The sequence below is a fragment of the Pseudoalteromonas sp. AWH4_217 genome, from assembly GCF_056161105.1.
On the sequence record NZ_JBSWYM010000003.1, the window covers coordinates 302,429 to 321,671 of the forward strand.

Here is a 19,243-nt window from a genome sequence, read left to right on the forward strand (position 1 = left end):
TCTTACGGCCTGAGCACATTATCAGGCCGTTGTTTTATCATCGCGAAAGCGAATCGATTAAAACTACGTGCAAATTAGAACTACGTGCAATAAAAACAACATGCAGTAACAGGAGTATATGAATGGCAACAGCGCAGTGGAACCAACTTCCCTGGGTCAAATCACAAAAGGATAAAATCCATTGGGGCCAGCTGGTCGGTAGCAGTATGTCCATTGCCATCAGTGAAGGCGTCAGACAACATGATGCATTAGTTGTGGTCGTAACCCCTGACACACCAAGCGCGCTGCGACTTGAAACTGAGCTGGGTTACTTGCTGGGCGAAGACAAAGTCCATGTGTTTCCGGACTGGGAAACCTTACCTTACGATCACTTTTCGCCGCACCAGGACATAATCTCACAGCGTCTTGCCAGCCTGAACTCTTTACGCCATCAACATCAGGGCGTATTACTGCTGCCCGTGTCGACCTTAATGTTGCGCACCGCACCGCCAGAGTTTATTTACGGCAACGCCCTGCAATTTAAAGTCGGTGACTCGCTGGATGCACAAAAGCTGAAAGAAACATTGACGCAGGCCGGTTATCGCAATGTACAACAGGTGATGGAACATGGTGAATTTGCTGTGCGCGGTTCTATCATAGATTTGTTCCCCATGGGCAGTACCACGCCATTCAGACTCGACTTTTTTGATGATGAGCTCGACAGCATTCGGCTGTTTGATATTGAAACCCAGCGCTCCAGTGAGCAGATCAAGTCAATAGACCTGTTACCGGCCCATGAATTCCCCACCAATGACGAAGACATAGAACGTTTTCGGATTGCTTATCGTGAAACCTTTGGTGCGAGCAGCGAACAGGACTCCATTTACATGCAGGTTACCCGGGGCAACTGGCCGGCGGGTATCGAATATTATTTGCCGTTGTTTTATGAGCAAGTTGCGACGATTTTTGACTATCTGCCCGAGCAAGCAGTGTTTATGCATCAGGGTGATATTGAGCAAGCCGCCTCGGAGTTCTGGCTGGATGTTAACAAACGCTATGAAAGCCGTCGGGTTGACCCACTACGCCCTCTGCTGGAGCCGGCGCGCTTGTATCAAAATGTCGAAACCCTGTTTGAAGGCTTTGCACGTTACCCCAGAATTCGCCTGTGTGAAGCAAGCTTAGGCACTAAGGCGGGCCATACTAACCTCGGTGCCAGTTTAGTGACCGATGTACGTGTCGACCATAAACAGAGCGACCCATACAAGCCTCTGCTTGATTACATTACCTCTCAGAAGAAGAACAAAGGCCGTGTGCTGTTCAGTGTTGAGTCGGATGGTCGTCGTGAATCCCTGATGACCTTGCTCAAGCCAAGTGGCCTGAAACTCAAAGAGTTCGACAGCTTTAGCGACTTTGTTGGTGCACGTAACGATGTGGGCCTGATCGTCAGTCCGCTGGAGCGTTCGGTGCTGCTTGATGGTACCAAACCTCTGAGCATACTGACGGAACAAGAGCTGCTGGGTATTAAGGTGTCGCAGCGCCGCCGTCGCAAGCATAAATACGATCAGGGTCAGGATGCACTTATTCGCAACCTGGCCGAACTTAAAGAAGGCCAGCCAATTGTGCACCTGGACCATGGTGTTGGGCGTTACCTTGGCCTGCAAACCATTGACGCAGCGGGAGTGGCCACTGAATTTGTAACCATCATCTATGCCAACGACGCCAAATTATATGTGCCCGTATCGGCGCTGCACATGCTGAGTCGTTACTCCGGCGGTGAAGAAGCTTCAGCCCCGTTGCATAAGCTCGGCTCGGATGTATGGGAGAAAGCCAAGCGCCGTGCGGCCGAAAAGGTCCGTGACGTTGCCGCTGAGCTTTTGGACATTTACGCAAAGCGTCAGAGTAAGCCTGGACACTTATTCAAACTCGACGGTCAGGCTTATCGCGAATTCAGCGACACCTTCCCGTTTGAAGAAACCGACGACCAACGCAACGCCATTGATGCCGTACTGGGTGATATGCAAACCCCGCTGGCAATGGACCGGCTGGTATGTGGTGACGTTGGCTTTGGTAAAACCGAAGTGGCAATGCGCGCCGCATTTGTGGCCATTAACGACAACAAACAAGTGGCCGTGCTGGTACCCACCACCTTGCTGGCGCAGCAACACTATGAAAACTTCCGCGACCGTTTTGCGTCTTTACCTGTTGAGGTGGGCGTATTGTCTCGCTTTAACAGCACCAAAGAACAAAAAGACACTCTTGATAAGCTCGAAAATGGCCAACTCGATATTGTGATAGGTACGCACAAGCTGCTGCAACAGAGCATCAAGTATAAAGACTTAGGCCTGCTGATTGTCGACGAAGAGCACCGCTTTGGAGTAAGGCAAAAAGAGAAAATCAAACAGCTGCGTGCGGATGTAGATATACTCACGCTCACCGCAACGCCTATTCCCAGAACCCTGAATATGGCCATGAGTGGCATGCGCGACTTGTCTATCATTGCCACGCCACCAGCAAAACGCCTGGCGGTTAAAACCTTTGTGCAGGAGCGCAATGATGAGGTTATTCGCGAAGCGATTCTGCGGGAAATTAAACGCGGTGGTCAGGTGTACTTCCTGCACAACAATGTAGAGACCATAGATAAAACCGCGGCTGACATTGCCGCATTGGTGCCCGAAGCCAGCATTGCCATTGCTCACGGCCAGATGCGTGAAAAAGAGCTTGAGCAACTGATGAGTGACTTTTATCACCAGAAACACAATGTGCTGGTGTGTACCACCATCATCGAAACCGGGATTGATATCCCGTCAGCCAACACCATCATCATGGACCGCGCAGACAAGCTGGGCCTGGCGCAGATGCACCAGTTACGTGGCCGGGTTGGTCGTAGCCACCATCAGGCCTATGCTTACCTGCTAACCCGTAACAGCCAGACGCTCACCAAAGATGCGGTGAAACGCCTGCAGGCCATTGAGTCGCTCGAAGATCTTGGCGCCGGCTTTGCTCTGGCCACCCATGACTTAGAGATCCGGGGCGCGGGTGAACTACTGGGTGATGAGCAAAGTGGTCAGATCCAGACGGTGGGCTTTACTCTGTATATGGAAATGCTGGAACAGGCCGTTCAGGCACTCAAAGAGGGCAAAGAGCCGACACTTGAAAACCTGTTACAACAACAAAGCGATGTAGACCTGAAGATCCCCGCCCTGCTGCCTGATGACTATATCCATGACGTCAATATGCGCCTGAGCATGTACAAGCGCATTGCCAGCGCCAATAATGAAGAGGCACTGGACGAGCTAAAGGTTGAGCTGATCGACCGCTTTGGCCTGTTGCCGGATGCAGCGAAAAACCTCTTTAGTATCCAACTTTTGAAATCAAAAGCGGCTAAACTGGGGATCACCAAAGTAGAAGCCAACCAAAAAGGCGGCTACTTTGAATTCAGTGCCAGTACCACGGTTAACCCGACATTCATCATTGCTCTGATACAAAGCAATCCGGCTGTGTACCGCATGGAAGGTGCCAGTAAGTTACGCTTTAATATCGAAGAGAAAAATGGTCAGGAACGCTTAAAACTGGTAAATGCAATGATAGACGACTTTCAGAAAAAGGCGGTGGCATGATAAGGACAGCCCTTTCAATGGCGATACTAAGCACAGCGCTGCTGGCCTCTGTGCCGGCCAGTGCAAAACGCTGGTATGAAGTTGAGCTGATCGCCTTTGCCCAGCAAAAAAACGATCAGCTCAATGAGGACTTTACGATTGAAAACCCTGAGCTGGATTTAAACCGGACTCTGGACTTGCTGACAAAGGGCTATAACGGCGCAGGCCAGCAGGCTTGTCTGAATGGTGACAGCCGTTTTGACCCTCGCACGGTAACCAGTCGCTTTGTGCAGCAGGAAGCCTCTTGGCACTGCGCCGATGGCATAGATTATATGGAAAAATATCAGCAGCTGCCGTTGACGCCCTATGCCGAGCCACAGGAACATAAACAAAGCATCTACTTGCTAAGCGAAGAGCAACTTAAATTCGACAGCGTGCTCAATCAGCTAAAAAAGAAAGGACTTGAACCCATTCTGCACACCGGCTGGCGCTTTCCCGACCAAAGTAAAAAGCGCGCGCCGAACATACTCGTTTATGGCGGACAAAAGTTCGAGCAGCCCGCCAGCTATGTGGCTCGCTTAGATACGCCCGATAATGGCTTTATCAGCCTGCTGGGTGAGCCCAAAGAGCGTGCACTAAGAGAGCAAGACCCTGCGCTATGGCAACTACAGGGCTGGATGAAAATCCATATACGGCATTACTTATACGTCACCAGTAACTTTGACTATCATTATAAAAGTGATGAAGGCGACTTAGAAAGCGCCAGAATGTCTCAGTTTACTCGGGTATACAGCGGTGACATCCATTATTTAGATCATCCCAAAATGGGGATTATCTTCCAAATCAGAAAATACAGACACTGACGGAAACTACTATGAAAAAAATTTTAACTCTGACTCTGTTCCTCGGCCTGGCCGCCTGCTCCAAAGTAAGTATGGAAAACTACGACAAAATCGAAGTGGGTATGGACAAAACTGAACTAGAACAACTCTTAGGCTCAGCAGATCAGTGTGAAGAAAAAACCCTGCACACCAACTGCACCTGGGGCAACGACAGCAAACATATTAAAGTAACGCTGGTGTCGGATAAGGTTACGCTGTACAGCAAAAAAGGGCTGGAGTAAGCGCTGCTCGTTTGCTAATGCACATTTGAGATACCCGGCTGCATAGCCGGGTATTTTTATTTTTGGGATGGGTTGTTTAGCATGGCTTTCAACGTGTTCAGATTGTCCTCAAATGCTTGCGTGATCGGGTGATCCTCACCCAAGGTCTTTTTACTACCAACAAATGCTTCCTCTAATAACGACAATGCCTCTTTATACTTACCCTGTGATGTATAGAGGTAAGCCAGATTATTTTTCGACTTCAGTGTATCCGGGTGTTCCGGGCCCAACACGCGCTCTCTGACAGCCAGCGTTTCTTCGTACAAAGGCAAGGCTTGGCCATACTTCCCCATTGATTCATACAAGCTCGCCAGATTATTTTTCGAAGTGAGCGTATCCGGATGCTCAAGTCCGAAAACACGCTCTCTGACTGCCAATGTCTCTTCGTATAAGGGCTGTGCTTGCTCATAATCCCCCATCGATTCAAACAGGCTCGCCAGATTATTTTTCGAAGTGAGCGTATCCGGATGCTCAAGTCCGAAAACACGCGCTCTGACTACCAGAGTCTCTTCGTATAGGGGCTGGGCTTGGTCATAATCTCCCATTGATTCAGACAGCCCCGCTAAATTGTTTTTCAATCTCAGCGTACTCGGGTGCTCCGGACCCAACACCCGCTCACTGACGATCAGTGTCTCTTCGTATAAGGGCAGGGCTTGGCCATAATCCCCCATTGATTTAAACAGGGTCGCTAGATTATTTTTCGACCCTAGTGTATCCGGATGCTCCGGGCCCAATACGCGCTTGCTAACTGCCAAAGTCTCTTCATACAAGGGCAAGGCTTGGTCATAACGCCCCATTGATTCATACAGACACGCCAGATTGTTCTTCAAACTCAACGCATCCAGGTGCTCCGGGCCAAGTACCCGCTCGCTGACTGCTAGCGTCTCTTCGTATAAAGGTAAAGCTTGCTCATAGCTGCCCATTGATTTATACAGATACGCCAGATTATTTTTTGAACTCAGTGTATGCGGGTGCTCCAGGCCTAACACGCGCTCGCTGACTGCAAGAGTATCTTTATACAAAGACAAAGCATTTCTATAATTACCCTGAGATTCGAGTAAGCAGCCCAAAGTAGCCTGAACTTTGCATTGTTGTACTTCTGGCAGCGCTTTCTCATTGAGTAAGGCGCTTAAATGTGTCAGCCAGGGGGCGGACTCTATCCAGTGACCCGTCATTTCAGGGGTAACAAAATCATCAAACGCGGTTGCAAAGTCTGCAAACCGCTTGTGATTTAGCCGGACCTTTTCCTTTACCATATAGGCTATGGCCGGATGCAGAAAAAACACATTGCCATCACGCTCCAACCACCCTTGCTTAGCTAGTGAAATAAAGGGCTTATTACGTGTTACGTTAAACCACTGGCGTAACCAGTCTCCCTTGTATTGTTCACTGGGCAGGACTGCCAGGATACGCAGTATGTCCAGCTCATCCGCAGCAACATCACTAAAATCGAACAGTCGGGACAGGTGCTGATGTATCTGAAACTGACGCCTGTCCGCAAACTCAGTGCCGCTGTGCAATGCTTCAATTGGCTCATCGCTTAGCCCGGATAAATCAAACTCACTCTTACCTACCTCGGCTTCTAGTTCGTCCAGCTCTATGCCCTCACTGGCAGCAACCTTAGCCCACAGGGTAAACAGCAGTGTATGGCGGCCGCAATATTCCACAATCCGGCCAATCTGAATGCGCTCATCATCTAACTCACCCTGATCATAATGATAGATAAACAGATCAATGCATTCATCATAAGACAACGGCTTAACCGGAATGATTGCTTCAAAGCCTGTTGGCTTGTGACGTGAGGTTGCAACTATGTGCCACTTGGTTCTACGCAGCGCACTCAGAATCGCGTGATTGTCTTGCTGGTTATCCAGGTTGTCGATAAACAACACCGAAGGTGAGGTACTCTGGTTAAACCGGTTTACCAGCTGGCTGAGCCACTGCGCACCGTCGGACACATCAACATTAAAATAGCTGGCTACCGCACTCTTTAACTCCTGCTCCAGACCGCTTTGCGCGTTCAACCAGACCAAATCGTGAAAATGTTCACTTTGCAGGCAACGATGGACTACCTCACGGCAGATGTAGGTTTTCCCTATACCACCCAGCCCGCTCAGCAATATCTGCGTACTGCGATTATGCTCAAAAAGGCTTGTGATAATTTGCTCGACTATGGCTTCACGACCTACCAGAGCGTCAAACTTCTCCGGCAGGTTTAACCTTTTTTTGCCGGTGTATCTCCGCCGGTATGTATTGTGGAGTTAATATAAGTGGCTCCGGAGCCTGTACTGTTAACCTGAGTATCTATATCCCCGGAGTTAGCAATGTTAGATTTACCGGACTGGTTAATTGCCCGCTCACCATGGGACACTTGCGCGGCTTGGCCAGATAACAAGCTTTGCAACATTTCATCCTGCGCCAGGCGCTGACAATACGCACCCTTAGTTTCACCATCAATATAACTGAGCTCGTTAACCCGTGCGGCGATTTTGTCTGAAGTTTTCGCTTCAAACAGCCATTCATAAGCGCTGCCTTCGGCCGCTTTTTTCAAAAACTGAGAGGTGACTTGAGCATAGGTTTTTACGATATCAAATGCAAAATTGCCAACCAGGGCGGCCGTGATCACAGAGCCTACTTCCATCTTTTTTCCTTGCTGATTTAGAGCGTTAGTACTACAAGAGTACCAGCAAAACTCAGCATAATTCAATGTGAACGTTTTTTCGCACCACAAGACTAAGAGGAATCAGATTAAACTGACCTGATCCGTATACAAAGCAACGGGCAATTGGCTCGTGTGCAGCTCAAAAACGCATAGTCGCCCGCAACTTATTTGCTTAAATCCACACCCCAGCAATAAACGCTGACAGCCGGTGTTTTCCTCTGAAACCTTGCCAACAACCCGGGAAACCTCGCAATCAGGCACCAGTTTATCCAAAGCATTCAAAGCCGCTCTGAGTGCCTCAGAGGCCAGACCCTGACGCCAAAATCGGGGAGCGAGCTCAATTCCAAGATGAATGTGCTTTGTATTGACGTCGTAATCGTACAACCCGAGCGTACCTATGAGTTCTCCTTCGTATTGTATCGCAAAACGCCCGCCTCGCCCTTCGTAGAGCTCTTCAAGATCAGCCTGCAACATCGCCCTGACTTCTGGCTGGGTCAGCTTATCGCCATAATCATTGTATTGGCTTACCAAGGGGTCGTTTAGCAGCGCTGCCAGCGCTGGTACATCACGATAATTCACGGGCCTTAGCAGTAATCTGGGGGTTTTAATTTGCATCGGGTTCCATCATCCAAAAGCTTTTAATAAAGCCCTCTCTTTTTCGCTAAATTAGTATAAACTATCGGGCCTTAAGTAACAGCCGTCAGGAGTCGTTAAGATGAGCGAAGAGTATATTGTCATTCCCCCCACCACTAAAGTATGGTGCCCGGAAAAAGGCGAAGGCTGGACACTGACCGGGATAACCGGTATTGAAGAAAACACCTCAGTAATGTTCAGTGGCGTCCGCTACACCATCCCCGCAAAGACCATTGTCGAAGAACTGCTGCCAAATTATCAGGCAAGAGAGAAAGAGCAAGGGTGAGCTCATCAGCTCACCCGCACAATATTAACTAAGAAAGATACGCCGCTACATACCGAATATCTTCATTCTGTATAACTGGTAATTCTCATTAATCTGATTTCCAACCCTTCGTATACAACGCGACGATTTTCTTTCAGTATGTCCAGGCAGAAAGTGGCTGTGATGTGATTTTCGCCCGATAAAATGCGTGCATAAAGCCCTGTAGGTAACGCCTCTGGGCTTGGCCCTTCTCCCGCTTCTTCAACACCATATATATTGCCATCCGCTGTATCCGATATCCTTAAACTCGGAGGGTGTCCGTTCCAAACCGATAATGTACCAGATACATTTTTACACGGGTTTGCTGCTACCGATGTAGATTGACAGAGCGCACACATAAGTGCCAGAAGGTAGAATTTTTTATGCATTAATGTGCTAGGCATAAAATCGCACTTTGATCTTCCTGAAGAACCATATGCAAACGTAGCTAAACAGAAACACGACCGCGCTATAGGCCGCTGCAAGATAAGGCGTTAACAAGTAGCCAACCACATTTCTGCCGCCATCGGCAACTCGCATCTTTCTCGCTTTTATTTCCTCTTCAGTCCAGGTTGACTCTTCAATAAGACTGATTGAACCATCGCTATCTCTGTCTAATTGTACAACTATTAAATCCAGCTGATAATTTAAATTGTATAAAGGTACAGCTATAACCAGATACATTAATACAACACAAAGGAGGTATTTGGTCAGTACTTGCAATGGTTTTAGCCTCACTCCTTTAAAAAACAGAATAAATAACGGCATTACTAAAAAGAGTACGCCGCCAATTTTTATCAATAAAGTAGCACTCTCAATACTCATGCTAATCATAATAAACCTATAGCCAATTCCCTTTCTCTGAATATACTAATTCGCCATTTTGATTGGTGATTTGAAACATACCATCAGTTAAGAGTGTGTAGACTAGCTGCTTCCCTTCAAATTCATACCCGACAAATCTGCATTCAGAACCTGGGATAAGACAGTTTTTGTGTAATGTTTTACCGCCGAGCCGCAATTTCTCGCCTTTGAGATTATGTATTAAGTTTAATACAACGTTGTCACACATAACATCGGTCTCTTCACATAACCTTGTTACTGTTGCTTCATACTTAGCCGTAACCAAAGTTTCAGCATACGACGCCGATGATATTGATAAAAAAATTAACGCTAAAGGAACCTTCATAGCTTATCGTACCTCGTGAGCCATAATTTCTTCCTCAAGCTCATGCCTATCGCGCTCTTTGCAAGATAACTCTACCAGTTTCACAGTAGGGATTCCGAGCTTGACGATCATCTTTTGTATTTCCCTTGGCATATAAATGTGATTGCCTCTTGAGATATTGCAGTAGTTGAGCTTTGCAAATTTTTGCAAATAGGCATCATCTTCATTTGAAGGGAGCCTGAGAACAACCGCAGCACCAGGGTTTATACAGCACCCTATATACTTATCGGCATATTCGAAGTTAAAATAAACAAGCTGATACCCTAACACACGCGTTTCTTTTTCAGGAAAGTGGAAATTAAGATATTCAAACCTTCCTTGTGGCTCTGGTGAGAAAACGCCCGATTTAACCATCTGGTTAACAACCTCTCGCCCCTGTACCAGACTTTCCTCAAGATACGTTGGCTCTATTGTTAAAGAAGCCTCGATACTGATTTCTCTTTGGCTGTATGACTGAGCGGACCAGAGGGCAAAACTAATAAGCATCGTAAGCTTCATCAGAGCAACAAAGCGCTTAAAGCAAGATCGTAAATATTTCATTCCTTTTCACTCATATCCTAAACTATTGCCCGTTCGTAGCGCTTTTATAATCTGGCCCGATAAAATCCCACTCAGCAACCGGTACTTTTACCAGCATTACCGACTCCTGGCCAAAACGGCGGGCATATAAAGACGCCAGCATCTTGGCCTTTTCAACGCCCTGCTCGTCCACTATCACGGTCACCACTTTAGAGCGCTCTGGTTTACCTTTGTAATAACCAACCGAATCAACAACATTAAAACCGTCAAACGTCTTTACTATCTCATCGTTTTGAAACGCCTGCCATTGCTCCAGAGAAACACCACCGCCACCTGGCAATGACAGGCCAAAGAACAGCCTGAGCCGATAAACTTCATCTGCATAGGAAGGGAATGTGCCAAAAAGAATGACTATTAAGATAAAAAAGGAACAAAGCACTTTCATCATTATTCACGCCGTTGATTGTAGATTCTTATTCGGTAAATGTATGAGATAGATTTTCCAGAGTCCTAATTTGAGAACTATATCTACCACGCAAGAGGCTTATCTTCATTTTTCCAGAACAACCAGCGTCGGCACTCTGTGTGCCCGCCAGTACCTATTTCATATTCTTTTCGCTTGCCCGTATCCAACTCAATAATAGAGATATACCCGGCACAGGTAGAACAGACTAGCTTAGATTCGTCTGATGATATATCAATGTCACCAATATTAGCACCGATGTAATGCTGCCAATGTAGTTCACCGTTTTCACTAAACGCCCTCAAGTAGCCATAAGCATCGCCAATTATAAATTCATTGTGCCTGTGAACGCCTGCGTATACTCTTGCTCCATCTTGGAGAACAGGCGTGTCTTCATTATCTTCGTATGGTTCAGTTTTAAAATCGGGCAAATGGCTAGTTGAGAAACCAATCGTAATGCCATTGTAGAAGTGACAAGAGTTCAACGCGATCATGTCAGAGTGTTTACTAAAAATTGCATAATGCGCGTATTCACTGAGATTTCCAATATCACCAATGAGGTTGTAATTTGCATCCAAAATTCTATGCGTACTGTATTGCTCACCTATCGCAATAAACCTCCCATCTGGAGAAATAGCTCCATGCGCCATGCTCAAGTCCACGGTCAACTCACGTTCTGGTAGCTCTGTTTGCATCCATTCAAAATGACGGACTAAGTCTTCTTTTGTTGGTAACAAACGAATATTCTCATTATGACTTAAAACAAAAATTCCTTGCGAGCTTACAAATAACACCTTATTACCGTCTGGAAACGGAATCAACTGTGAAGGCCTTGGTGGCGTTTCAAACGCTTTAACATCAAACTGTGGTGGTACACTTTCAAGACCCGTTGGGTAGGAGAAAAATGACACTTCCCGTCCCAGCCAACCTTCGGTCACCGAAACACCATTATCCTTGCAGTAGGCGAAAAGCTTTTTATTCGGACTCCTACCGAAATAACGGATACCGTCTATGGGTTTAACGGACAAGTCATCGATTTCTACCACATACCCTTCTTCATAAAAGGCACCAATTCTGGCGACAACCCGTTCGTCATCGAGGATGGCAACAACAGGAATACTTTGCCCATTTGATTCCAGCTCGGGGATCATCGGGCTATGAGCCAAAGGCCAATTTTCTCTTAGCTTAGTTATATCACCGTTTGTATTTGCTTCCCTTATTTCTTTCAGCAAATAGGAAACTAACTTTTCCCGTCCGTTGTCCTCAGGTACTGAACCTGCCTCTTCCCAGCCATACTTCAACCCTTTTTCCACATACAGATTTACCTTTTTAGCAAAATCCAGTGTTTTTACTTTCCACTCTTTTTGGGCACTTTTCTTAGTTCTAAATATATTTATCATTTCGAGTCAATTTCGATTTTGTACCTAGTTCTTATTATCACAACATGAATTACTTTGATGGTGAAGTAATTTCAATCGAGCTTGTCCAGCTTAGAGTCATAACCAATAAACTATTGCCATATCAATGTGCTCTCACCCAACCAACACTTAACACATAGCGGCTACCTTGCGTAACTTTACTCACGGCATGGGCTTCTATGTCGGGTCTGAATAGTTTAACCCTTGCCCAGTTAACAAGGGTATTTTGGCAGATAAATTCTCCACCTTGTTTAGCGTGTTTGAGGATAATATTGAGCCGGTAATGTTTGCCAGAGTCGACCTGATCCACATGTTGTTTAATTTCACTGCCCACCGGGAAGTGGATCAGGTAGCAGTCGAATTTAATGGGCCAGATTGCGCCGCATAACAGCATTTTATCGTAGCCCGAGTCTTGCCTTCCCGCTTCCCAGCGCCATAACTTATTCAACATACCTGCACTCTCTAAACGCCTGCGCAGAGATCGTCTTGTTGAAACTGCGCCTTTAGTCGATTTTAAAATTGTCCATAGTGCGTTGCAGTGTATCACTGTTTAGTTTCATGTCATCAAAGAGTTTTTTCAGTGCCTGAGAGGTTTTAAGTTCTTCATTTGCCGCATCTAATACCGCGGTGGTATTACTGGAGATATCCTGTGCAACCACAGACTGCTGCTGCGCCGCCGTGGCCACTGAGGTAGTCAGTTGCTCTACGTGATTACTGTGATCGCTCACCTGCATAGAAACCTGGCGAGTTTGTTCTACCTCACTCATAATGCTGCTCGCCAGGCCGGTGTTTTCCTTAATGGCATTGACCACATTGCGACTGATGTCATTCAGATTGCTGAGTAATGTAGAGATCTGCTCTGACGACCCCTTACTGTTGTTGGCAAGCCCTCTGACTTCATCGGCAACGACCGCAAAACCCCGGCCATGTTCGCCCGCTCTGGCCGCTTCAATTGCAGCATTCAGGGCAAGCAAGTTGGTTTGATCAGCTACGCTGCGAATAGAGTCCAGTATGGTGTTAATCTCCTCCACCTGCTGCTCCATATTAAGTGCCATTTCGTTTACCTGCTCCATGTTTTGCGATAGCACATTCATGGCATCCAGATTGCGCTGATTGTCTTCCAGCAACTTTTTAGATTCGTCGTTAAGCTGATCACTGGCTGTCAGCGTATCTGAGGCCGCTTTGGCGATGTCTTCACTGGTTGCGGCCATTTGCTCTATCGCCGCGGCAATATTCGTTGCCAAGCTCTGCGTGCGCTGAGCGTCTTCCGTGACATGACTGGCCGCTTTTTCCATCTGATTACCCAGTTTAGTACCTACATTAATAGACTTAGATAACCCAACCAACAGATCTTTAAAGGCATACACCGTATTGTGAATGGACTCCGATATTTTGCCCAGTTCATCACTGGTTTTTAATCTTACATCTAAAGTGAGATCGCCGTTATTCGCCACTTTGGTCAATATGCTGGTCAATTCGTTCAGCTCGTCTCGCAACGACGTAAACAGATGCGTGTTGATCACTATTATGATGAGCATAAAGATCAGAAATAATACAAACAGCCAGATCATTTGATTGACCAGATCCGCTTTATACGCCTCGCTGATTTCTCGTGTATGTGCCCACTGACTGTCGAGTAATGCTTTTACATCCTGAATTTGCCCTGTTGCCTGGGCAAACCACTGGCTGCTATCGGGCAATCGCGAAAAATCGACGTTATCGGCCGTCGAAACCGTCGTGATAACGCTATCCAGTGTTTTTGCACGGCTGTCAGACATGATCCGTTTATACGTATTCAGTACGTCGCCAGACAGCGCAGTCTCTAGCTGCTCTTTCAGAAGTGATAGCTGTAGCTGGTAATAAGCGAGATCCCGCGCCACAGCTTCATTGACCGACTTCCTTGCCAGCACGCCATTCACTTTCCCTCGCAACTGACCTTTTCGCTCCTTGCTCTGTGCCATTAAGAAAGCAATGGATAAATTCGACGCCAACTCGCGGTTAGTTACATAGGCCTGCATGCGCATCGCAGTACTTAACGCAAGCTGATTTACGTGACTGTAATAATTGAAGGCATTCTTACCTTGTTGCTGATCCACCTCGCGACGCAACGCATCTTTTTCCCGTAACAAAGAAAACAAGTTCGGTAGCCACTTTTGTACTTTATCGTCTTCTTTAAACGCCCCGTTGTATAACCCCGCCAGCGCATTAACCGCAGCATCGGCTTTCAATCTTTGTGCAGCAACCGCTTGTCGGGTTTGGGCATTTGGATTACCCAAAAAACCAGCCGTTAAACCCCGCTCCACAGCATGATGATGTGCCACTTTTTCCATCGCATCCAGCAAGCCTATGTAGGCAATGTCATTTTTGGTGGCTTCAATATCCTGCCAATATTGGTAAACCACTTTGCTAAGCAGGATTAAAATGAAAATAAGTAAGGCGGTAGAGCTGATAATGGATAATTGAATAATGGAAAAGCGCTTAAGCAGATTCATGATTTCTCCGGTGATCACTTAATGACGCCAATCTTGTACACCATGACTGGCCATCCTTATTGATACTAAAGATAGTCAAAAATCTGCAAAATCAACAATAACTGTACTGCGACCTTAGGTGGGTGGCCTTAGCGTGGCAGGCACGGGAGCGGCAGGCTTTTGCCTGAGTGTTCTCCTAATCAACCTGTGTCACTCTGGGGTAACGTTCACAAGACAGTTCATGATAAATATCATCCAGATACTTCGCCAGCTCCCCGTCATCAAGCTCAGGCGGGATCACCACATCGTACACGCGTGCTCGGATCCCTGTATCTGAGTCAATAAACAACTGCCATTGTGCTCCAATACGGCTCACAGACATGCGCTTGCCAAATACGTTGAACCTGAGTGTCATGCATGCTCCTTAAAACAAAGTAGGTACGCTCAGACACAGTTTTCATTAATTTAACGAGAAAGTCTATGGGTTAAATAAATTGTTTTTCATAAAAATGAGGGTTGGCGACGGTCACCGTCAGCTTAGTAATATGCGTGAGCAGAACTTGCCTGGTTGTGCCTGAAACAGTCAGTTGAATACATTCGTCCCTGTTCATATCACGACAGAGATCAGCGGCAATGCCCGAGACTTGCTCACCATTTCGCAGACTCAGAGTCACCGGATAGCGAAACATACAAACAATTTCAAAGTAGTCATAATCACTGCAACTGATCATACGCTTACTCTCCTGCTCCAAGTGTGCCCATGACTATCTGGTGCACTGAGTGCTGTCTGAACAAGTTTGACGCCGTAATGACATCTTCAACTGACGCGTCTGGTGATATGTACAACCAAACACTTTCCGTAGAGTTTTCGATGCGCAACTTATCTACTAGTTTACCGAGCTCGCGGATCTCATTCAGAGGGTAACTGACCTTCTCATACATAAAGTATAGATGGCCACTCGCCAGCAATTTTACTTTAATCGCTCTGTCATGGGCACAACCATAGTCGCAATGGTTGATTGCTTTTCCTTTGACAACAGAAAGAGCCTGAGTTGACGCCTGTCGCGGAGTAACGAACAGCAATAGCAAGAATGCCAAACTCAGGCCAGCATAGCTCAGTACAGACAATACTGAGTTATCGCTACGGTGCTGACGACGCACTCGGGTCACGCTTTGGCGCTGTGCTGAAGACCCAGTAAATCAAGCAATGCACTGTGGATCTGTAGTTTGGGTGTGCCTTCGCTGTATGGTGCGACAGCAAGCAATGGAGCTTTTAACCGCTGTTTTAAGGTCTCCAGATTGGCGTCGTATTCCTGCATCTCGGGGTCTACCTGATTGGCCACCCAACCAACACAGTTTAGCCCTGCGGCGGCTATTGCCTGCTCGGTCAAAAATGCATGGTTCAGACAGCCAAGCTTCATACCCACCACCAGGATCACGGGCAATTCTTCTTGCTTAATCCAGTCATACAAAAACTGAGTATCGTTGATCGGCAACGCCCAGCCACCGGCGCCTTCCACCAGCGTATACTCAGCACCTAAGCTGCTTAGCTCATGATACCTTTCACTTAAGGCTTCACAGCTAATAGTCACACCTGCACGCTGGGCAGCGATATGTGGTGCAATGGGCGGTTCAAAGCAAAACGGATTGATCTGCTCGTATTTACCGTGCACTGACGCCGCTTCCATCAGGCTTAGTGCATCTTCATTAACCAGCTGGCCAAAGGCTTCTTCGGCACCTGCCGCCAATGGTTTAAAGCCCACTGCTTTTTTCCCCCGCTGGGCCAATAGTTTTAGCAGCAAAGAAGAGACATGGGTCTTGCCCACTTCGGTGTCTGTGCCAGTGATAAAAAATGCACTCATAATTTAGTCAGCTCCATAAACGCAACCTGATAACTTAACTGGGCACGGCCATTGGTAAGTGGATATCCTGCCAGTAATTTACGATATTGTGTCTTGCCCAGCAAGCCACGACGCTGGCCTTCATGTTGCAACTGGTTAGCACCAATGGCTTTCACAGATTTAAAAGCAGCCTGCGCAGTTGCAAAGGTTTCTTTAAGGCACATCAGCTGGGCATCATCGAGCGCAAACCCAGCCTCTTCGCCATAGGCAAGCAGACTGTCGAAAGACGTAAACCGATTAACATGGCAGTGCGCATCAACATTCTGCCAGGCCTGCTGTATTTCGCACAGTGAACCGTCGGCAACAACACTCAGATAGGCTTTGCCGCCGGGTTTTAATATTCGATTGAGCGCCTTAAACAAAGCCGGATGATCCTGACTCCATTGCATAGCAAAGTTGCTGAAAATGGCATCTACACAGTTATCTGCCAGCGGCAAATTGTCCATATCCGCACAGACTTTAAAAGCATCCTGAGGCCCCTGCTCTAACATACCGGCACTGAGGTCCAGCGCCACCAGCTGAGCGCAGCGTGTACTTAGCGCGTCATAGTGCTGCATAGGACCGGCGCCCAGGTCTAACAAGGTTGTACTGGGTTGGGTGATTTTCCTGAGCAGGATCTCCGCGGCTTGTTGCTGGACATTGGCATGCTGTACATAAACCTGAGACGCGCGAGAAAAACGTGAAGCGACCTGCGCTTTAACAGACGCACTCATATCGCCTCCTTAAGTGCATTAAGTAACGCATTTATATCTTGTGTTGTATGCGCAGCAGTCAACGTCACACGCAGCCGGGCAGCGTTTTGTGGCACAGTGGGTGGGCGAATGGCAGTGAGCCAAATGCCCCGCTCTTTAAGCTGCTGTTGTGCCGCCAGTGCGTTGTCTGCTGAGCCCAGCACAATAGGCTGAATAGCTGTATCTGAGGGCATCACTGCAATGCCTAATTGCGCAGCGGTTTGCGTAAAATAGGCAATGTTATTTTTTAATGCTGCTCTTTGTGAAACGGCATTGCGTAACTGAGCAAACTGGCTGCTTGCGATGTCGGTCAGCATGGGCGACATCGAGGTTGAGTAAATATATTCGCGGCTAAACTGTAATAAATACTGCTGAACCCGTTCACTGCATAACACTGCGGCCCCCTGACAGGCCATGGCTTTGCCAAAGGTGATCACCAAAAGTTCTGGTTTTACGCCACGTTCAATACTGCCCAGCCCGTTGTCGCCTACCACGCCCAGCGCGTGGGCGTCATCGACCATCAGCCAGGCGTTATGGGTTTTTGCAAGCTGAGCAATATCAGCTAAAGGCGCACAGTCGCCGTCCATCGAGAACACGCCTTCCGTCACAATCAGTTTATGTTTTGCTTTAGATTTTTCTAGCCGGGCACGCAAATGCCCCACATCGTTGTGGTTGAATCGGGTCAGCTTGGCCTGACTATGCAGCGCACCATCGAGCAGGCTTGCGTGGTTGAGTTTATCCTGAAACAGCTCTGCCTCGCGCCCAACAGCCGGGTCATTAAATAACGCCTGAAGCACACTGGTATTGGCAGCAAAGCCACTTGCAAACAGCAATGCTTTGTCATAACCAAAGGCTTCACACAGCTGCGATTCAAATGCCGCATGCACTGACTGAAACCCAGTCACCAGTGCGGAGCTGCGACTACCGGGTTGGCCTGTCAGGTTCAGTGTTTGGTCGGCCAGTGCCAGGTAATCGTTACTGGCGAAGTTGAGGTAACGCTTACCATCAACTTCAATTTCACGGGCAGAGACCTTATCAATGCACTGACGATGGCGCAACAAAGAGGCAGCAGCTCTGCTATTCAGAGCCGCATCGATGAACTCAAAGGCCATTTAGTTGGCTTCGTAAAACAGTTCAGAAGTGGCTTTGTCTGCAATGGCAGAATTCAGAGACGCTTCATAGGCTTCGTCTGAATAATCCTGACGCTTCTCCGGTTGCATACCAAGTTTTCTCAACAGATTCATGTCTGCATCGGCTTCCGGGTTTTCTGTGGTTAATAGCTTGTCGCCGTAGAAAATCGAGTTTGCACCGGCAAAGAAACACATCGACTGCATTTGCTCGTTCATGGCAGTACGGCCCGCTGACAAGCGCACATAACTGTAAGGCATCATAATACGTGCAACAGCAATGGTGCGAATAAACTCAAAGTGGTCCAGATCTTCTACGTCTTCAAGTGGCGTACCCGCGACTTTAACCAGCATGTTAATTGGCACACTTTCCGGTTGTTTTGGCAAGTTAGCCAGCTGCATCAGCAGACCATAACGGTCAGAAGCTTGCTCACCCATACCAACAATACCACCGGAACAAACTTTCATACCCGCATCACGCACATGATCGAGTGTATCGAGACGATCCTGATAAGTACGCGTAGTGATGATCTGCTCGTAGTACTCAGGCGATGTATCCAGGTTGTGGTTGTAATAATCTAAGCCTGCTTCTCTGAGTGCGTGGGCTTTATCATTATCAAGCTTGCCGAGCGTCATACAGGTCTCCAGGCCCAGCTCTCTGACTTCACGCACCATTTTCTCGATATAAGGCATGTCGCGATCTTTCGGATCAGACCAGGCAGCGCCCATACAAAAACGCGTTGCACCTTTCTCTTTGGCCACCTTGGCCTGAGCTACCACTTTTTCTACTTCCATCAGGCGTTCACGCTCCAGGTCGGTTTTATAATGACCCGACTGGGGGCAGTACTTGCAGTCTTCAGGACACGCACCGGTTTTTATCGATAAGAGTGTAGAGATCTGTACTTCATTGGGATTAAAGTTTTTTCTGTGGATGCTCGCAGCATGAAACAACAGATCATTGAATGGCATTTCAAATAGTGCTTTAACTTCTTTATGCGTCCAATCGTGACGTACTGTGCCCAATTCCATAATTATTCTCTTCTTTTGAC

The 19,243-nt window shown here is 47.4% G+C and carries 21 protein-coding genes; 4 read left to right on the forward strand and 17 right to left on the reverse strand.

Translation table 11 applies throughout. The features are described 5' to 3' along the window. Positions 1-122 precede the first annotated feature (122 nt). The 3 genes from mfd to ACXAH1_RS04810 are packed head-to-tail and all read left to right on the forward strand — an operon-like array spanning position 123 to position 4,698. Positions 123-3,596 (forward strand): transcription-repair coupling factor, encoded by a 3,474-nt coding sequence (gene mfd / locus ACXAH1_RS04800; RefSeq protein ID WP_475194342.1) that lies wholly within the window; start codon positions 123-125, stop codon positions 3,594-3,596. 17 nt (positions 3,597-3,613) lie between these two features. After that, positions 3,614-4,438 carry a CsiV family protein gene (locus ACXAH1_RS04805; RefSeq protein ID WP_475194345.1) on the forward strand — a complete coding sequence of 275 codons (825 nt, stop codon included), beginning with the start codon at positions 3,614-3,616 and terminating at the stop codon, positions 4,436-4,438. Positions 4,439-4,449: 11 nt separating this feature from the next. Beyond that, a complete protein-coding gene (locus ACXAH1_RS04810; protein WP_475194346.1) occupies positions 4,450-4,698 on the forward strand; it encodes a DUF3862 domain-containing protein in 249 nt (82 codons plus the stop codon). A 56-nt stretch (positions 4,699-4,754) separates the two neighbouring features. On the opposite strand, the gene ACXAH1_RS04815 is transcribed toward ACXAH1_RS04810, so the two are convergent. The 3 genes from ACXAH1_RS04815 to ACXAH1_RS04825 form a co-directional block, all read right to left on the reverse strand. Continuing rightward, complete coding sequence (locus ACXAH1_RS04815) at positions 4,755-6,950, reverse strand: tetratricopeptide repeat protein (protein WP_475194452.1); 2,196 nt, start codon at positions 6,948-6,950, stop codon at positions 4,755-4,757. A 2-nt stretch (positions 6,951-6,952) separates the two neighbouring features. After that, positions 6,953-7,378: a hypothetical protein gene (locus ACXAH1_RS04820; RefSeq protein ID WP_475194349.1), complete on the reverse strand. Its 426-nt coding sequence runs from the start codon at positions 7,376-7,378 to the stop codon at positions 6,953-6,955. Between the two features lie 102 nt (positions 7,379-7,480). Then, positions 7,481-8,014: a GNAT family N-acetyltransferase gene (locus ACXAH1_RS04825; protein WP_475194350.1), complete on the reverse strand. Its 534-nt coding sequence runs from the start codon at positions 8,012-8,014 to the stop codon at positions 7,481-7,483. 100 nt (positions 8,015-8,114) lie between these two features. Here ACXAH1_RS04825 and ACXAH1_RS04830 point away from each other — a divergent pair, with 100 nt between their 5' ends. Then, positions 8,115-8,318 (forward strand): hypothetical protein, encoded by a 204-nt coding sequence (locus ACXAH1_RS04830; protein ID WP_054015048.1) that lies wholly within the window; start codon positions 8,115-8,117, stop codon positions 8,316-8,318. Positions 8,319-8,380: 62 nt separating this feature from the next. Here ACXAH1_RS04830 and ACXAH1_RS04835 read toward each other — a convergent pair whose 3' ends face one another. The 14 genes from ACXAH1_RS04835 to bioB form a co-directional block, all read right to left on the reverse strand. Continuing rightward, the gene (locus tag ACXAH1_RS04835; protein ID WP_475194352.1) at positions 8,381-8,740 is read right to left on the reverse strand and encodes a hypothetical protein; all 360 of its coding nucleotides are present in this window, start codon (positions 8,738-8,740) and stop codon (positions 8,381-8,383) included. Then, positions 8,733-9,170 carry a hypothetical protein gene (locus tag ACXAH1_RS04840; protein WP_475194354.1) on the reverse strand — a complete coding sequence of 146 codons (438 nt, stop codon included), beginning with the start codon at positions 9,168-9,170 and terminating at the stop codon, positions 8,733-8,735. Before ACXAH1_RS04840 ends, ACXAH1_RS04835 begins: the two co-directional genes overlap by 8 nt. A 358-nt stretch (positions 9,171-9,528) precedes the next feature. Next, positions 9,529-10,104, reverse strand: coding sequence for a hypothetical protein (locus ACXAH1_RS04845; protein WP_475194356.1), 576 nt, complete (start codon positions 10,102-10,104; stop codon positions 9,529-9,531). A 22-nt stretch (positions 10,105-10,126) separates the two neighbouring features. After that, positions 10,127-10,531 (reverse strand): DUF3574 domain-containing protein, encoded by a 405-nt coding sequence (locus ACXAH1_RS04850; RefSeq protein WP_475194357.1) that lies wholly within the window; start codon positions 10,529-10,531, stop codon positions 10,127-10,129. A gap of 80 nt (positions 10,532-10,611) precedes the next feature. Then, a complete protein-coding gene (locus ACXAH1_RS04855) occupies positions 10,612-11,946 on the reverse strand; it encodes a hypothetical protein (protein ID WP_475194360.1) in 1,335 nt (444 codons plus the stop codon). Positions 11,947-12,067: 121 nt separating this feature from the next. Further along, positions 12,068-12,415, reverse strand: coding sequence for a 2OG-Fe(II) oxygenase (locus ACXAH1_RS04860; RefSeq protein WP_475194362.1), 348 nt, complete (start codon positions 12,413-12,415; stop codon positions 12,068-12,070). Between the two features lie 52 nt (positions 12,416-12,467). After that, on the reverse strand, positions 12,468-14,456 hold the full coding sequence (locus ACXAH1_RS04865) for a methyl-accepting chemotaxis protein (RefSeq protein WP_475194365.1): 1,989 nt from the start codon (positions 14,454-14,456) through the stop codon (positions 12,468-12,470). A 175-nt stretch (positions 14,457-14,631) separates the two neighbouring features. After that, positions 14,632-14,850 carry a DUF7661 family protein gene (locus tag ACXAH1_RS04870; RefSeq protein ID WP_046004394.1) on the reverse strand — a complete coding sequence of 73 codons (219 nt, stop codon included), beginning with the start codon at positions 14,848-14,850 and terminating at the stop codon, positions 14,632-14,634. Between the two features lie 70 nt (positions 14,851-14,920). Further along, a complete protein-coding gene (locus ACXAH1_RS04875) occupies positions 14,921-15,166 on the reverse strand; it encodes a Rho-binding antiterminator (protein WP_475194367.1) in 246 nt (81 codons plus the stop codon). A 4-nt stretch (positions 15,167-15,170) separates the two neighbouring features. Then, a complete protein-coding gene (locus ACXAH1_RS04880; RefSeq protein WP_475194368.1) occupies positions 15,171-15,596 on the reverse strand; it encodes a hypothetical protein in 426 nt (141 codons plus the stop codon). A gap of 5 nt (positions 15,597-15,601) precedes the next feature. Then, the gene (gene bioD, locus ACXAH1_RS04885; protein ID WP_475194370.1) at positions 15,602-16,297 is read right to left on the reverse strand and encodes a dethiobiotin synthase; all 696 of its coding nucleotides are present in this window, start codon (positions 16,295-16,297) and stop codon (positions 15,602-15,604) included. After that, a complete protein-coding gene (locus tag ACXAH1_RS04890) occupies positions 16,294-17,049 on the reverse strand; it encodes a methyltransferase domain-containing protein (RefSeq protein ID WP_475194371.1) in 756 nt (251 codons plus the stop codon). The genes bioD and ACXAH1_RS04890 overlap by 4 nt, the downstream gene beginning before the upstream one ends. Further along, on the reverse strand, positions 17,046-18,179 hold the full coding sequence (locus ACXAH1_RS04895; RefSeq protein ID WP_475194372.1) for an aminotransferase class I/II-fold pyridoxal phosphate-dependent enzyme: 1,134 nt from the start codon (positions 18,177-18,179) through the stop codon (positions 17,046-17,048). The genes ACXAH1_RS04890 and ACXAH1_RS04895 overlap by 4 nt, the downstream gene beginning before the upstream one ends. Beyond that, positions 18,180-19,223 carry a biotin synthase BioB gene (gene bioB / locus ACXAH1_RS04900; protein ID WP_046004389.1) on the reverse strand — a complete coding sequence of 348 codons (1,044 nt, stop codon included), beginning with the start codon at positions 19,221-19,223 and terminating at the stop codon, positions 18,180-18,182. Positions 19,224-19,243 lie beyond the last annotated feature (20 nt).

Coding starts and splice junctions, on each gene's coding strand:
- mfd (WP_475194342.1), top strand. CDS start 123: ATGGCAACAGCGCAGTGGAACCAACTTCCCTGGGTCAAATCACAAAAG.
- ACXAH1_RS04805 (WP_475194345.1), top strand. CDS start 3,614: ATGGCGATACTAAGCACAGCGCTGCTGGCCTCTGTGCCGGCCAGTGCA.
- ACXAH1_RS04810 (WP_475194346.1), top strand. CDS start 4,450: ATGAAAAAAATTTTAACTCTGACTCTGTTCCTCGGCCTGGCCGCCTGC.
- ACXAH1_RS04820 (WP_475194349.1), bottom strand. CDS start 7,378: ATGGAAGTAGGCTCTGTGATCACGGCCGCCCTGGTTGGCAATTTTGCA.
- ACXAH1_RS04825 (WP_475194350.1), bottom strand. CDS start 8,014: ATGCAAATTAAAACCCCCAGATTACTGCTAAGGCCCGTGAATTATCGT.
- ACXAH1_RS04830 (WP_054015048.1), top strand. CDS start 8,115: ATGAGCGAAGAGTATATTGTCATTCCCCCCACCACTAAAGTATGGTGC.
- ACXAH1_RS04835 (WP_475194352.1), bottom strand. CDS start 8,740: ATGCCTAGCACATTAATGCATAAAAAATTCTACCTTCTGGCACTTATG.
- ACXAH1_RS04840 (WP_475194354.1), bottom strand. CDS start 9,170: ATGATTAGCATGAGTATTGAGAGTGCTACTTTATTGATAAAAATTGGC.
- ACXAH1_RS04845 (WP_475194356.1), bottom strand. CDS start 10,104: ATGAAATATTTACGATCTTGCTTTAAGCGCTTTGTTGCTCTGATGAAG.
- ACXAH1_RS04850 (WP_475194357.1), bottom strand. CDS start 10,531: ATGATGAAAGTGCTTTGTTCCTTTTTTATCTTAATAGTCATTCTTTTT.
- ACXAH1_RS04855 (WP_475194360.1), bottom strand. CDS start 11,946: ATGATAAATATATTTAGAACTAAGAAAAGTGCCCAAAAAGAGTGGAAA.
- ACXAH1_RS04860 (WP_475194362.1), bottom strand. CDS start 12,415: ATGTTGAATAAGTTATGGCGCTGGGAAGCGGGAAGGCAAGACTCGGGC.
- ACXAH1_RS04865 (WP_475194365.1), bottom strand. CDS start 14,456: ATGAATCTGCTTAAGCGCTTTTCCATTATTCAATTATCCATTATCAGC.
- ACXAH1_RS04870 (WP_046004394.1), bottom strand. CDS start 14,850: ATGACACTCAGGTTCAACGTATTTGGCAAGCGCATGTCTGTGAGCCGT.
- ACXAH1_RS04875 (WP_475194367.1), bottom strand. CDS start 15,166: ATGATCAGTTGCAGTGATTATGACTACTTTGAAATTGTTTGTATGTTT.
- bioD (WP_475194370.1), bottom strand. CDS start 16,297: ATGAGTGCATTTTTTATCACTGGCACAGACACCGAAGTGGGCAAGACC.
- ACXAH1_RS04890 (WP_475194371.1), bottom strand. CDS start 17,049: ATGAGTGCGTCTGTTAAAGCGCAGGTCGCTTCACGTTTTTCTCGCGCG.
- ACXAH1_RS04895 (WP_475194372.1), bottom strand. CDS start 18,179: ATGGCCTTTGAGTTCATCGATGCGGCTCTGAATAGCAGAGCTGCTGCC.
- bioB (WP_046004389.1), bottom strand. CDS start 19,223: ATGGAATTGGGCACAGTACGTCACGATTGGACGCATAAAGAAGTTAAA.